This window comes from Sphingopyxis macrogoltabida, assembly GCF_001314325.1.
Lineage (GTDB): Bacteria > Pseudomonadota > Alphaproteobacteria > Sphingomonadales > Sphingomonadaceae > Sphingopyxis > Sphingopyxis macrogoltabida.
Window position 1 is genome coordinate 3,953,283 of the sequence record NZ_CP009429.1, and the last position, 13,212, is coordinate 3,966,494.

Genomic DNA, 13,212 nt, shown 5'->3' on the forward strand with positions numbered 1-13,212 from the left:
AAATATTAACCATGTTGGGGCACCTCCGCAGGCCTTATCGCAGGAGCCCAGCCCATGTCCTTTGTGTCGCCTTCGCTGACCCCGTCTTCGTCCGCCCCTTCGCCTGCCCCATCGCCTGCCCAAGCATCGCCGTTGCCATCGGCCAATCCCAGCCTGCCGCAAAACGATACGCCCGCCGAGCAAGCGGCGCGCGCGGCACAGCTCGCCGCTTCGCAGGCCGTCTATGTCTGGACCACCGACGTCCCGACGCTGCCCGGCGTGCCGCTCGCCACCGACGTGCCGAAGAACGACGAACCGACGATCGCCTGGTTCGGCATCTTGATCGGCGTCGGCCTCGCGATCGTGCGCAATGCGCTGACGGTGAAGCTCGGCGGCGTCGACCGGGGCGAGCTCGACACGCCGCGCGCCGAATATGAAACCGCGCTCGCCGAGTGCGACGCGATCGAGCTATCGACCGCGAAGATCGTCGCCGAACATGGCGTTCACAGCGGCGGCAATATCTTCGAACGCATCGTCGGCGACGTGGAAAATGCCGTCGCCGCGGCTGAGCGCGACGTGCATCTCGCTTTGCTTCAGGGATATAAGGAGCGGCTCGAGGATCTCATGAAGGTCGACGAGGCCGAGGTGGCGGGGCTGGGCAGCAAGACGCCGCGCAGCCTCGACGCATATCGCGCGCTGTTCGCTACCCTGCCGGTGCCGGGCATCAGCTATATGTTCCAGGACGACAAGGAGTTCGCCCGCCTGCGCGTGCAGGGGCCGAACTGCATGCTGATCGCGGCGGTCGAGGGAGCGCTGCCCGCCAATTTCCCGCTGAGCGAAAAGGCTTACGCCGCGGTGGTGAATGGCGACACGCTGGCCGCCGCGCTCGCCGACGGCCGCCTCTTCATGCTCGATTACAAGCCGCTCGCGATCCTCGACCCCGGCACCTATGGCGGCGAAGCCAAATATGTCTCGCAGCCGATGGCGCTGTTCGCGGTACCGCCGGGCGGCGCATCGCTCATCCCCGTCGCGATCCAGTGCGGCCAGGACCCCGCCGACTGTCCGATTTTCACGCCCTCACCGGCGGCCGACAGGCAATGGGGCTGGGAAATGGCGAAATTCGTCGTGCAGGTCGCCGACGGTAATTATCATGAGCTCTTCGCCCATCTGGCACGCACCCATCTGGTGATCGAGGCGTTCGCGGTCGCGACGCACCGCCATCTTGCCGAGGCGCATCCGGTGTGGGCGCTGCTCGTCCCGCATTTCGAGGGGACATTGTTCATCAACGAACAGGCGGCGACCTCGCTGATCGCGGCGAACGGCCCGATCGACCATATTTTCGCGGGGACGATCGCGTCGAGCCAGCTTGCCGCAGTCGATGCGCGGCTGGCGTTCGATTTCCGGGGCAAGATGCCGCACGCCGATTTTGCCGCGCGGGGCGTCGGGGTCGATTCGGCGCTCGCCGACTATCCGTATCGCGACGACGCGCTGCTGGTGTGGGACGCGATCCACGAATGGGCGCGGCAATATGTCGATCTTTATTATACGGGCGACACCGATATCGTCGCCGATACCGAGCTGGCGGCATGGGCCGCGTGCCTCGCGGGCGAAGCCAAGGTCGGCGGGCTCGGCCCGGTGACGACGCGCAACCAGCTCGCCGAAATCTGCGCGATGGTGATGTTCACCGCCAGCGCGCAGCATGCGGCGGTCAATTTACCGCAAAAGGACATCATGGCCTTCGCCCCCGCGGTGACCGGCGCAGCGTGGCAACCGGCGCCGAACGGCCAGCGCGGACACGACAAGACGGGCTGGCTCGCGATGATGCCGCCGATGGCCCTCGCGCTCGAACAATTGAACGTGCTCGAACTGCTGGGGTCGGTGCATTATCGCCCGCTCGGCGACTATCGCAGCAACGCCTTTCCCTATCCGCAGTGGTTCCAGGATCCGCGCGTCACCGCGGCGGAGGGCCCGCTCGCCTGGTTTCAGGCGGCGCTTGCCGACGTCGAGGCGGAAATCGTCACGCGCAATGCCGAGCGGATGCAGCCCTATCCCTATCTGCAGCCGAGCCTGATCCCGACGAGCATCAATATCTGATGCGCTAATGAGAACCCCGGCAAAAGCCGGGGTTCGTTGGCAAGCCATGCTGGCTCCGGCTTTTGCCGGGTTGGCCCGCTCAGCTACCCTTTTTCTTGCGGTGGCTTTCGAGGTCGAGCACGGCATTTTCGCTGCCTTCGGGCAGCAGGCCCAGACGGCGTGCGACTTCCTGATAGGCTTCGACCTCGCCGCCGAGGTCGCGGCGGAAGCGGTCCTTGTCGAGCTTTTCGTTCGTCGTCATGTCCCACAGGCGGCAGCCGTCGGGGCTGATCTCGTCGGCAAGGATGATGCGGCTGAAGTCGCCTTCGTAAAGCCGACCGAACTCGAGCTTGAAGTCGACGAGGCGGATACCGACCGCGGCGAACATGCCCGACATGAAATCGTTGATGCGGATCGCCATGTCCTGGATGTCGTGAAGCTCGTCCTGGCTGCACCAGTTGAAGCAGGCGATATGCTCCTCGGCGACCAGCGGATCGCCGAGGGCGTCGTCCTTGTAGCAATATTCGATCAGCGTGCGGGGAAGCTGCGTCCCCTCCTCGATCCCGAGCCGCTTCGACAGCGTGCCCGCGGCGACGTTGCGCACGATCACTTCGATCGGCACGATCTCGACCTGCCGGATCAACTGCTCGCGCATGTTCAGGCGGCGGATGAAGTGGGTCGGGACGCCGATATTGCCGAGCAGCGTGAAGACATGCTCCGAAATCCGGTTGTTGAGCACGCCCTTGCCGTTGATCGTGCCGCGCTTCTGCGCGTTGAACGCGGTCGCATCGTCCTTGAAATACTGGATCAGCGTGCCGGGTTCGGGGCCTTCGTAAAGGATCTTGGCCTTGCCTTCATAGATCTGGCGGCGACGGGACATGGGCGCGGACTTTCTGTCGGAACCAAAAGAATGACCCCGGCAAGCGACTCAGTGGGAGGCGCGGCGCCGGGGCGGTCGGGCGCCCTATAGCGACAAAGGTCGCGCACGTCATCCCCGGCGTAAAGCACCCCTTCTCCCCGTCCGAAGAGCGAGGATTTACATCTTTACGCTTACGTAAACTAGAGCTTGCCTTCGGCCGCTTGGCTTGCGACCATGGCCGCAACCACAAGGAGAGAAACATGAGCTACGACCAGATTCGCCTCGACAAGCACGAGGGTATCGCGCTGCTGACGCTGTACCGGCCCGAGCGGATGAACGCGTTCACCGGCGAGATGATGGCCGAGATCATCGCGGCACTCGACGACTGCGACGCCGACGACGGCGTGCGCGCGGTGATCTTCACGGGCCATGGCGAAAAGGCCTATTGCGCGGGCGCGGATCTGGGCGCGGGCGCCGCGACCTTCGATTATGACAAGCATGGCGACGGATCGGACAGCCCCGTCGCGGCCGACGGCACGATCGACTGGTCGCACCCGCTGGTCCGCGACGGCGGCGGCCGCGTATCGATGCGCATCTTCGAGGCGAAGAAGCCGGTGCTCGGCGCGATCAACGGCGCCGCGGTCGGCATCGGCGCGACGATGACGCTGTCGATGGATGCGCGGCTGGCGAGCGATACCGCACGCTATGGTTTCGTCTTCGCGCGCCGCGGTATCGTGCCCGAGGCGGCGTCGAGCTGGTTCCTGCCGCGCCTCGTCGGCATCCAGACCGCGGTCGACTGGTGCTATTCGGGACGGCTGATCCCCGCCGCCGAAGCGCATGAAAAGGGCCTCGTCCAGTCGGTGCACGCCCCGGGCGAACTGATCGACGCCGCGATCGCCAAGGCGCGCGAATATACCGCCGACAGCGCGCCGGTATCGGTCGCGCTGACGCGGCACATGATGTGGCGGATGCTCGGTGCGCCGCACCCGATGAGCGCGCATCGCTGGGACAGCCGGGTGATCTTTTCGCGCGGGCGCAGCGCCGACGCCGCCGAGGGCGTCACCAGCTTCCTCGAAAAGCGCCCGCCCAATTTCACCGCCAGCGTCGCGAGCGACTATCCGTCGTTCGCCGAGTTCGAGGATGCGCCGCCTTACGGGTGATCGCTACCCGCACTTCACAAACGAAAGGCCCGCCGCATGCCGGAGCATGGGCGGGCCGAAAGGGACTGCTGCTATCGCTTAACGCAGGCCCGAGAAACGGATGTCCTGCACGCGGCCATAACGGATGTCGCAGCTGAACTTGCCCTTGTCGTAATAGCCGCCGCGACCCCAGCGGCCGCCGTAGCCGTCGCGGACAACGACGCGGCCCTTGATCTTGTAACCGTCGCGCTTGCGATCGATACCGGTCACCTCGGTCACGTCGGTGCGGCCGTAACGGCTGCTGCCGCGTTCAACCGCGCTGACGCACTGGCTGACCGCGCTGCGGCTGTTGCCATAGCGGTTATAGTCATAACCATAGCCATAGCGTGGGTCGTTATAGCCACCGCGGTAACGGTCGTTATAGCGGTCATTGTAACGGTCGTAGCGATCATAGCGGTCGTTATCGCCGCTCGACAGGATCGCGGCGAGGCCGCCGATCACGACGGCGCCGGCGATGATTTCGCCCGCGCTGATGCCGTCGCGGTCATAACGGTCGCGCGCAGCGGCGGGTGCGGCGCTCATCAACATCGCACCGGCGGTGGCCGCACCAATCGCGGCCTTGGTCAATTTGGTCATAGCCATGGTTCGGTCTCCTCAAGCGCAGGCGTCGTCGTCGCTGCCTGTTGATGCGCTTTTACCGCGGCGGGGGTGACACGGTGCTGAACCCCCTGCTTATCTGCGGTTCAGACTCGGTTGGCTGGCGTTCAGCTTCAAAAAGAAGGGCCCCGCCATCGGGTGGTGGCAGGGCCCTTGTGGCGGCAGCCAGAAACGGCCGGGTCAGCCGAAACTGACGTCGACGACGCGGCCGTTGCGGTAGCTGCAGCCGAAACTCCGCGTCTCGCCGCCCAGCCGCGACGCGGTGCCGGTGACGTACCAGCCGCCATCGCTCGGTTCGGTGCTGCCGATGCTGTCGACGCGGGCGTCGGCCCCCATTTCGCCCTCGACCGCCCAGCTGCACGCGTCGGCGGCGCGCGCCTCGGCCTCGCCGCGCCCATAGGCGCCGGGCTGTGCCTCGCCCTGGTTCTCGGGCTCGTAGCGCGGGACTTCGCGATAATCGTCATCGCGGTAAGGCGGGTCGTAGCGATCGTCGCGGCGCTCGGCCTTGTTCTTGCTCGCGGCGCCCGCGATGGCAGCGATCGCGCCGATCACGAACAGTCCGCCCAGCACTTCGCCGGTGCTGATCCGGTCGCGGTCGCGGTGGCCCCAGCCGCCATGGCGGCTTCGTGCTTCGGCGGGCACGGCGCTGAAGCCCACCGAGGTAACAACGACGGCGGCGGCGGCCGCGAGGCTGGTCAATTTACGCATAGCGGGAAACTCCCCACAGCACGGGCAACGACAGTCGGCCCGCAATCGCCCTCGTCTTTAGGCCCAGGATGCTGTCGCGCCGGTGAACCGCCCCGCACGCGCGACGGGCCGACACCGGACGGCAAAAGGCCCGCCTTCCTTGCGGAGGGCGGGCCCATAACCGTTGGGTGACCAGACCTTCGGGTATATCAGCAGACGCAGCGCGGCTTGGGCCGCGGTTTCCACTTCTTCTTTGCGACATAGCGCTTCCGCACCGGGACGTTCTCATAATAGGTGCGGGTCGAGGTCTCGACCGTTTCGGTCACGACCGGCGCGCCATTGGTGATCACCGTCGTCACGACGACGCCCGGCGTGTAATAGCCATAAGGCGCGCCATAATAGCCGTAGCCGCCCTGCTGGTAGACGGTGGTGCCGCCCTGATAATAGCCGTCCTGCGCATAACCGCCGCGGCTGGCCCACCATTCTTCGCATTTCTTGCGGTCGGCCGCATTGCCGATCGCGCCGCCGGCGATCGCGCCGATCCCGCCGCCGATCAGCGTGCCCGCAGTGCGGTCGCCGCGTCCGGCTATGCGGTTGCCGGCGATGCCCCCCACGATGCCGCCGACAACCGCGCCGCCCACCGTGCCCCCCCGGCCACAGCGGCGTTCCATATCGGCGTCGTAGCGGCCGTCGTAACCGCGGCGATCGTCGCCGTCATAATAGGGATCGTAGGGCGGCGGGGCATAGCTGGTGCCCGCACCCTCGACCGTACCCTCGTAACGGCCGTCATAGCGGCGGCCGTCGGGGGCTTCGTAGGTGCCATCCCAAGTGCCGGTCCAGCGCCCTTCGGCGTCATAGGTGCCATTGACCTGCCGATAGTCGCCGCCGCCACGATAATCCACTTCGCCCGGCACGCGGTCGGGATAGCCGGTGTAGACGCGCGTATCGGGTGCCGCAGGCATGCCATAGTCGAGCGTCGGGCGCGGATCGCCGGCGAATGCGGGCGTTGCCATCAGCATCGAACCCGCCGCAGCCCCCAGGATGAAAATGGTGCGCATGCTAAACTCCCTGCTTCCGTCGGTCGCGCCGGCGCGGCGACAACCAATTGGTTAACAGCTTGTTAGCAAAATCGCTCCTTTTCGGCGAATCCGTTAACCTTGACCTTTGCGTCCCATTTTGGGTCAGAAGCCCGCAGGGGCGAGCGCTGCCGCGATGCGCGCGACGAGCGCCTCGGCGCCCGACTGGTCGTCGGCCGTGAAGCGGCCGGGAACCGGGCTGTCGAGGTCGAGCACCCCGACCAGCCGGTCGCGCGCCACGATCGGCACGACCAGCTCGCTGCGGCTCGCGGCGTCGCAGGCGATATGGCCGGGAAAAGCATGGACGTCGTCGACGCGTTGCGTAGCACGCAGCCGGGCCGCGGCGCCGCACACGCCCTTGTCGAGCGGAATGCGGATGCACGCCGCCTTGCCCTGAAACGGCCCAAGGACGAGTTCCTGCCCGTCGAAGCGGTAGAAGCCCGCCCAGTTGAGGTCGGGGATCGCCTGCCAGATCAGCGCCGCGATATTGGCCATGTTGGCGATGGCGTCCGGCTCGCCGGCGACCAGCGCCTCGGCGGCGTCGGCCGCCTCGGCCCAGCGCGCGTCGGCCTCGGTCGCGGTGAAGGAAAGGGCATAGGACATCGGCGGTTCTTTCCGGTCAGGCGGGGCAGCGGGGGACGGCAACCGGCAGTGCCGGCGCATCGCCGCGCCAGCTCAACCGGAAGACGATATATTGGGCGTCATGGTCCGAAAGGCGAGGACCATTTTTGCCGTCGAACAAGGTCGCGACCGCCAGCGGCTCGATGCGAAGTGCGTCGGAACTGCGAAAGCCGAGGAGATCATAGGCGTCGGTCCACGCTTTCGCGTCGGTCATCGGCGCCGCCCGCGCGCGCAGGCCCGCACCCTTGGCAGCAAGCCGGAACGCCGGGTCGTTCGCGAAGCGGCCGATCCGGTCGCCGGCGCGATAATTGTTGAAATCGCCCGCGGCGATCATCGCACCGTCGCCGCCGAACCCGTGCAGCAGCGCGTCGTTCTCGCGCGTCTGCATTGCATGCGCGGCTTCGGCGCGCGCGATGCTCACCCCCGACGGCTCGCGCGAATTGCGGTGGGTGTTGAAGATGGTCAGCGGCGCGGGCGCGCCGGGCACCGCGAGATGGACGATCATGCCGCCCTTGTTGGACAGGCAGTCGTAGCCGGCGCAGCTATCGGCGTAAAAGGCATCGCTGGCATAAGCGGGTAAGGGCCGTTCGCGCGTCCCCTCGAGCAAAGGCAAGTCGGTCGCGACATAGAGGCCGCTGTCGAGCCATTTGCCGATGCCCTCGCCTTTCCACCACCGGCCGCCTTCGGCATGTCCCGCCGGCGGTATGGGGATCGGCATATGGCGCGGTCGATCGACCGCCGGACCGGGAAGGATCGAGCGATAGCCCGCAGCACCGGCGATTCGCGACGCCGCAGGGATAAAAGCCTTGTGCAGGATCAATATGTCGGGGCCGAGCCCCGCCGCCCGCCGCTTCGCGATCCAGTCGGCGATGCGGGCCAGCTTGGGATCGCGCCCGCTGCGGATCGGCCAGGGCAAACCCTCAACGTTCCAGAGCAGCACGCTGAGTTGCACCGCCTTCCGCCCGTCGGCGAGCGTTTCGACCGATGGCAGTCCGGCGGGATCGTAGCAATCGGCGCGCCGCTCGACACGCGCGAGCTTGCCGTTCGGCAGCACGGCCCACACCGCAACCATCAGCCCGAGCAGGGTGACGGCGGCGATGGCGAGCCGGCGCGCTATTTTACGTCGAGGCCGGTCCATCGGGCGGCAAAGGCATATTTGTCGGCGGCTTCGGCGATGATCTTGTCGGTCGGCTTGCCCGACCCGTGGCCGGCGCGCGTTTCGATGCGGATGAGGTGCGGCTTGCCGCCCGTCCGCGCATGCTGGAGCGCGGCGGCATATTTGAAGCTGTGCCCAGGCACGACGCGATCGTCGGTGTCGGCGGTGGTCACCAGCACCGCCGGATAGGCCTTGCCGTCGCGGATATTATGATAGGGCGAGTAAGCGAGAAGGTTCCGGAAATCGGCCTCCTTCGACGGAAAACCATAATCGTCGGTCCAGTAGCGCCCGGCGGTGAAGCGGTCGAAGCGCAGCATGTCCATTACCCCGACGGCGGGGAGTGCGGCGGCGAACAGATCGGGGCGCTGGTTGGTCACCGCAGCGACGAGCAGGCCGCCGTTCGACCCTCCCTCGATCGCAAGCTGTCCCTTGCCGGTAATCCCCTCGGCGATCAGATATTCGCCCGCGGCGACGAAATCGTCGAAGACATTCTGTTTCTTGTCGAGCCGACCAGCATCGTGCCAGGCTTTGCCATATTCGCCGCCGCCGCGCAGGTTGGCGATCGCGAGCACCCCGCCCTTGTCGACCCACGCCAGCCGGGTGGGCGAAAAGGCCGGGGTCATCGACACGTTGAAGCCGCCATAGCCGTAGAGGATCGTCGGCGATCCCTTGGTTCGGTCGAGCCCCTTTTTCATCACCAGGAACATCGGCACTTCGGTGCCGTCCTTCGAGGTGTAGAAGCGCTGCTCGACCGTGAAATCGGCCGGTTTGAAGGTCAGCTTCGGTTCGGCGAAAATCTCGGTCTGTCCCGTCACCGTGTCGAGCCGGTAGATTGTCGTCGGCCGCGCGTAGCTGGAAAAGGCGTAGAAGGTTTCGGCGTCGGTCGACTTGCCGCCAAAGCCCGACGCCGACCCGATGTCGGCAAGGTTGATGTTCGCAACCCGCCTGCCGTCGAGCGCGACCATCCGCGCCTCCGATTTTGCGTCGCCGAGATAGGAGAGGATGATGCGGTCGCCGACACGCGAAGCACCGACGAGCGTGCCCTCCTCTTCGCCGACGAGTTCGGTCAGCACGCCGGGTTGGCGGATGTCCATCGACACGAGCCGCTGGCGCGGCGCCCCCTTGTTCGTGAGGAAGGTGAAACGCGTGCCGCTGTTGGTCACATATTCCCAATTATTCTCGTAATCGCCGACCAACAGCTTCGGTTTCGTGCCCGCCTTGCCCGTCCGGTACAGCGTCAGGCTGTAACGTTCGTCGGTACCCGTCGAACCCGTCACCAGCAGATATTTGCCGTCGTCGGAAACCACCGCCCGGTTGCTCAGCTCCGGCTGGCCGGGCGTCGCGTGGATCAGCCGGTCGGCGTCCTGCGGCGTGCCGAGACTGTGGAAATAGACCGCGTGATTTTCGTTGAGCGACTGGAAGGCTTCGCCCGCTTTCGGGGCGGGAAAGCGCGAATAATAAAAGCCGCTGCCATCCTTCGCCCAGTCGAGCGCCGAAAATTTCACCCAGCGGATCTCGTCGGGCAGATCCTGCCCGGTCGCGACATCCTTGACCCGGACGATGCGCCAGTCGGTGCCACCGTCCTGCACCGAATAAAGCAGGTGCCGGCCGTCGTCCGAAGGCACCCATTCGGCAAGCGCCGTCGCGCCGTCCTTTGCCCAGCCATTGGGGTCGATCAGCACCCTGCCCTCGCCCTTCAGCCCTTCGCGGACGTAAAGCACCGATTGCGGCTGCAGCCCGTCGTTGCGGGTGTAGAAATAGCGTGTCCCCGCGCGCCTCGGCAGGCCGAAGCGTTCGTAATTATAGAGCTCGGTCATCCGCCTCGCGAACGCATCGCGGCCGGGCAGCGTGCCCAGATAGGCGTCGGTCACCCTGTTCTGCGCCGCCACCCACGCCGCAACCTTCGGGTTGACGCGGACGTCGTCCTCCAGCCAGCGATAGGGATCAGCGACATCGACGCCGAACTGCGGGTCGACGATATTGTCGCGCGCGGTATCGGGATAGGCGAGCGCCGGCGCGGGCGCCGCCATGTCGCCCGCCGCCTCTGCCGTCACGGGAGTCATCATCAGCGCGGCCAGTGCCAGCGGTGCCGAGACGGGTCTGCGGGACATGGCAAGGCGATCCTCATTCTTCGGGTCATGGTCGGGAGCTTCAATGTAAGGACGGACAAGGCGGCGGCAAGGGAATTTGCGCCGCCGGCAGGCAAGATCATGCGGGTTCGAGCGTGCCCTGATAGGCGACGATCAAGCCAATCAGGGGCAGCGAAATCTCGACATGGAAACCGAATTTCTCGTCGCTTTCGCTCTCGAAGCTCGTTCCGCGGGGGAGCAGGAAGCGCGGCATCGGGATGCCGAATGCCGACCAGCGGCGCGGCACCAGATGCAGTCGGCCGTGCTCGGCAACGAGCGCCATGGCGAAGGCCAGCGGCCCGAAACGCTCGACCAGCAAATAGGCGTTGCGACCGGTGCCGGCGGACTGGAGCGAAGCGAAGCTGCGGCCCCCGAAGTCGCGCGTCCAGCGCTCGGCATCGCCCTCGGGTGTGAAGCGGACGGTGACGGGCACGCGCGCCGCGGCCTTGGGAAAGCCAAAGAGCGCCGCGACGAGGCGCGCGAGTAGCCCCCGCCCGCGGCGAACCGCGGCCTCGCCGCGCCATTCGCGCGCTTCCCGCTTGTCGTGCAACGCCTGCACCTGCGGCGGCAGGCCGTCGAACGCCGAACCGAGCAGGCGGCGGTAGAGCGGCGCCTTGGCGTCGTCGCTGCGAAAGCCGCTGTGGATCGACCGGCCGGCGAACAGATTGTCATAGTCGACGAGGTCGAGCGCCCCGACGCTCGACCGCGCACCCGCCGCCGGCCGCTCGCCGGCCAGCAGCTTGCGGACGATCGCCTCGATCGCCATCGACGGAATATACGGGCCATCGTCGCCTTCGGCCAACAGATGCCAGCTCCGCTCGACCGCCTTGCCGCCCGCGACGCCGCGGGCGCGGATGAACATGCCGCCGCGATGCTCGCCGAACTTCATCCAGTTGAGGATGGTGTAGAAGAGGCGCGAGAAGGGCAGCAGCGACGGCAGGCGGAACCGCGCCCGCGCCTTGGCCAGCAGGTTGAGGATGCGGTGCAGAATCTCGGGCACCGGCCCCGCGCCCATCCAGATGTCGGCGATAGCCGGATAGGCGCGCGGCAGGACGAGCAGGTCGGGCACATCGACCAGCGAGAAATGGATGTTCCTGAGCGGCAGGCGCCCCGGCACCGCGACGGTGAAGCGCAGGCTTTCGGCGAGCCCAATGCCATGGGTATCCCGGCCGCCGCGCCGCAGCCTCACCGGCGCGCCGGCATAGCCGACGACGGCGCGCATGACGTTGAGGCCGATGCCGGCGAAGGGAGATGGCGCGATACCCCCGTCGATACTGTGAATGTCCATCGTCTTCGCCATTTCGGCGAGCACGGCTGCGGTCAGCGCCGGAAAGCTGCTGACCCCCGACAGGACGAAGACCCCCGCCGCCTGCGCCGCCGCATCGAAACGGTCGATGCCGAAGACGAAATCGGCGGCATCGGCGAAATCGAGATAATCGACACCCGCCGCGATGCACGCCTCGACGACGCCGTAGCGCTCGGCGCCGTAATCCTGGAATGGCCCCGACGCATCGATGACAAGGTCGGGCGTGTGGATCGCAAGCGCCTCGCCGATCGCGCGCCGGTCGAGCCTGCAGGGTATCGCGCGCGGGTGGCCGCGATAGCGGGCGCAAAAATCTTCGGCGCGCGCGAGGTCGCGGCCGCAGATCAGCAGTTCGACATCGGAGAGGTCGGACAATAGCTCGGCGAGCCTCCCGCCAAAGACGCCATAGCCGCCGAGAATCAATATCTTCATCGTCACAGGATGCGGCCCCTATATTCGGGCGGCGCGACCCAGCAGCTATCGCGCCGGCCGAACAGGCGATAGCGATGGCGCGCGACCCAACGATATGCGGCATCGCGGATTTTCGCCGGGATAAGCCGCAGCACCCCGACCAGCCGCCACGGAAAGCCGAGCTGCTCGTAAATGAACAGCACCGCATCGCTGTCGCGCCGGACGCGCGCGCCATCGACGACGAGCATAGTGACCGGATCTGCGGGATCGATGCCATGGCGGCGACAGATTTCGGCACCGATGCCGGTCTGCACCGACGCGAGCCGGAAACGCGCCGCCCGATCGCGACGCAGGACGAAGCGGGCATTGGCGCAGCAGAGGACGCATTCGGCGTCGAACAGGATGACCGGCCCTCGCGGCGCGGGATCTTCGGGCTCAACCATCGCGGAACAGCCCATGCTGGTTCACCAGCTCGCCCAGCCGGCGGTGCACGACCCTGAGGTCGAAAGCGAAGCGGCCGCTGCCGAGATGCTGATGCGTCACGACGGTCGTCCCGGGCGCCAGCCATGACGGAAACGGCAGCCGCAGCCGCCCCGCCTGCCAGAAATAATGGTCCGAGGTGAAGACCAGCGCATCGCCTTCGGCCTGCACCGTCAGCGCCATGCCGAAGCCGCCGCCGATATGTTCCTCTAGCCCCGTCGGCCCTGCGAAGCGCTTGGCGCTGTGGATCGCCTGCGGATGGCCGCGCATGCGGCCATAGAGGCGCGTCCATATCTGTCCGCCGCTCACGCGATCCTCGCTAACCACCACCGCTGCAGGCGCCGGGCCGCTGGCGGCCGTCGGCAGCGGCGCGCCGATCAGCCGGCAAAGCTGCGCGAGCAGCCAGCCAGCCGGCGACAGCCGCGTCCACACGATCTCGCCGCTGTAGGTCGCGGTCGCCCGCCCCGTGAGGCGCTTGGAAAAGCGGCGGCGTACGTCCGCGGGCAGCGCGTCCCACGCGTCGGCGGCGACCAGCCGGCGGAAGCGGTCGTCATGCGGCGCGGCCTCGCCAACGGGCGCCGGAACGGCGACGGCTGCCGGCGTCTCGCCTCGCTCGATCGTCCGCCCGTGCATTGCCCTTCT

At 66.8% G+C, this 13,212-nt stretch carries 12 protein-coding genes; 2 read left to right on the forward strand and 10 right to left on the reverse strand.

The features are described from left to right. Positions 1-132: 132 nt before the first annotated feature. Positions 133-2,073 (forward strand): lipoxygenase family protein, encoded by a 1,941-nt coding sequence (locus LH19_RS19115; RefSeq protein WP_234715971.1) that lies wholly within the window; start codon positions 133-135, stop codon positions 2,071-2,073. Between the two features lie 79 nt (positions 2,074-2,152). On the opposite strand, the gene purC is transcribed toward LH19_RS19115, so the two are convergent. Continuing rightward, complete coding sequence (purC, locus tag LH19_RS19120) at positions 2,153-2,932, reverse strand: phosphoribosylaminoimidazolesuccinocarboxamide synthase (RefSeq protein WP_054589128.1); 780 nt, start codon at positions 2,930-2,932, stop codon at positions 2,153-2,155. Between the two features lie 239 nt (positions 2,933-3,171). Here purC and LH19_RS19125 point away from each other — a divergent pair, with 239 nt between their 5' ends. Then, a complete protein-coding gene (locus LH19_RS19125) occupies positions 3,172-4,071 on the forward strand; it encodes a crotonase/enoyl-CoA hydratase family protein (protein WP_054731363.1) in 900 nt (299 codons plus the stop codon). Positions 4,072-4,149: 78 nt separating this feature from the next. Here LH19_RS19125 and LH19_RS19130 read toward each other — a convergent pair whose 3' ends face one another. From LH19_RS19130 to LH19_RS19170, 9 genes are all read right to left on the reverse strand, one after another. Beyond that, positions 4,150-4,692 carry a hypothetical protein gene (locus LH19_RS19130; RefSeq protein ID WP_054589130.1) on the reverse strand — a complete coding sequence of 181 codons (543 nt, stop codon included), beginning with the start codon at positions 4,690-4,692 and terminating at the stop codon, positions 4,150-4,152. A 195-nt stretch (positions 4,693-4,887) separates the two neighbouring features. Next, positions 4,888-5,415, reverse strand: coding sequence for a hypothetical protein (locus LH19_RS19135; protein ID WP_054731364.1), 528 nt, complete (start codon positions 5,413-5,415; stop codon positions 4,888-4,890). A gap of 188 nt (positions 5,416-5,603) precedes the next feature. Then, positions 5,604-6,452 (reverse strand): glycine zipper 2TM domain-containing protein, encoded by an 849-nt coding sequence (locus tag LH19_RS19140; protein WP_054731366.1) that lies wholly within the window; start codon positions 6,450-6,452, stop codon positions 5,604-5,606. 123 nt (positions 6,453-6,575) lie between these two features. Beyond that, entirely contained in the window at positions 6,576-7,073 is a 498-nt protein-coding gene (locus LH19_RS19145; protein ID WP_054731369.1) for a GAF domain-containing protein, read from the reverse strand. A gap of 16 nt (positions 7,074-7,089) precedes the next feature. After that, the gene (locus tag LH19_RS19150) at positions 7,090-8,229 is read right to left on the reverse strand and encodes an exonuclease/endonuclease/phosphatase family protein (protein ID WP_054731371.1); all 1,140 of its coding nucleotides are present in this window, start codon (positions 8,227-8,229) and stop codon (positions 7,090-7,092) included. Further along, positions 8,205-10,358, reverse strand: a complete 2,154-nt coding sequence (locus tag LH19_RS19155; protein ID WP_082395909.1) for a prolyl oligopeptidase family serine peptidase — start codon at positions 10,356-10,358, stop codon at positions 8,205-8,207. The genes LH19_RS19150 and LH19_RS19155 overlap by 25 nt, the downstream gene beginning before the upstream one ends. A 97-nt stretch (positions 10,359-10,455) precedes the next feature. After that, the gene (locus LH19_RS19160; RefSeq protein WP_054731373.1) at positions 10,456-12,111 is read right to left on the reverse strand and encodes an SDR family oxidoreductase; all 1,656 of its coding nucleotides are present in this window, start codon (positions 12,109-12,111) and stop codon (positions 10,456-10,458) included. 2 nt (positions 12,112-12,113) lie between these two features. After that, positions 12,114-12,533: a thiol-disulfide oxidoreductase DCC family protein gene (locus LH19_RS19165; RefSeq protein WP_054731375.1), complete on the reverse strand. Its 420-nt coding sequence runs from the start codon at positions 12,531-12,533 to the stop codon at positions 12,114-12,116. After that, complete coding sequence (locus LH19_RS19170; RefSeq protein WP_054731378.1) at positions 12,526-13,203, reverse strand: DUF4166 domain-containing protein; 678 nt, start codon at positions 13,201-13,203, stop codon at positions 12,526-12,528. The genes LH19_RS19165 and LH19_RS19170 overlap by 8 nt, the downstream gene beginning before the upstream one ends. Between the last annotated feature and the right edge of the window lie 9 nt (positions 13,204-13,212).

Coding starts and splice junctions, on each gene's coding strand:
- purC (WP_054589128.1), bottom strand. CDS start 2,932: ATGTCCCGTCGCCGCCAGATCTATGAAGGCAAGGCCAAGATCCTTTAC.
- LH19_RS19125 (WP_054731363.1), top strand. CDS start 3,172: ATGAGCTACGACCAGATTCGCCTCGACAAGCACGAGGGTATCGCGCTG.
- LH19_RS19130 (WP_054589130.1), bottom strand. CDS start 4,692: ATGGCTATGACCAAATTGACCAAGGCCGCGATTGGTGCGGCCACCGCC.
- LH19_RS19135 (WP_054731364.1), bottom strand. CDS start 5,415: ATGCGTAAATTGACCAGCCTCGCGGCCGCCGCCGCCGTCGTTGTTACC.
- LH19_RS19140 (WP_054731366.1), bottom strand. CDS start 6,452: ATGCGCACCATTTTCATCCTGGGGGCTGCGGCGGGTTCGATGCTGATG.
- LH19_RS19145 (WP_054731369.1), bottom strand. CDS start 7,073: ATGTCCTATGCCCTTTCCTTCACCGCGACCGAGGCCGACGCGCGCTGG.
- LH19_RS19150 (WP_054731371.1), bottom strand. CDS start 8,229: ATGGACCGGCCTCGACGTAAAATAGCGCGCCGGCTCGCCATCGCCGCC.
- LH19_RS19155 (WP_082395909.1), bottom strand. CDS start 10,358: ATGTCCCGCAGACCCGTCTCGGCACCGCTGGCACTGGCCGCGCTGATG.
- LH19_RS19160 (WP_054731373.1), bottom strand. CDS start 12,111: ATGAAGATATTGATTCTCGGCGGCTATGGCGTCTTTGGCGGGAGGCTC.
- LH19_RS19165 (WP_054731375.1), bottom strand. CDS start 12,533: ATGGTTGAGCCCGAAGATCCCGCGCCGCGAGGGCCGGTCATCCTGTTC.
- LH19_RS19170 (WP_054731378.1), bottom strand. CDS start 13,203: ATGCACGGGCGGACGATCGAGCGAGGCGAGACGCCGGCAGCCGTCGCC.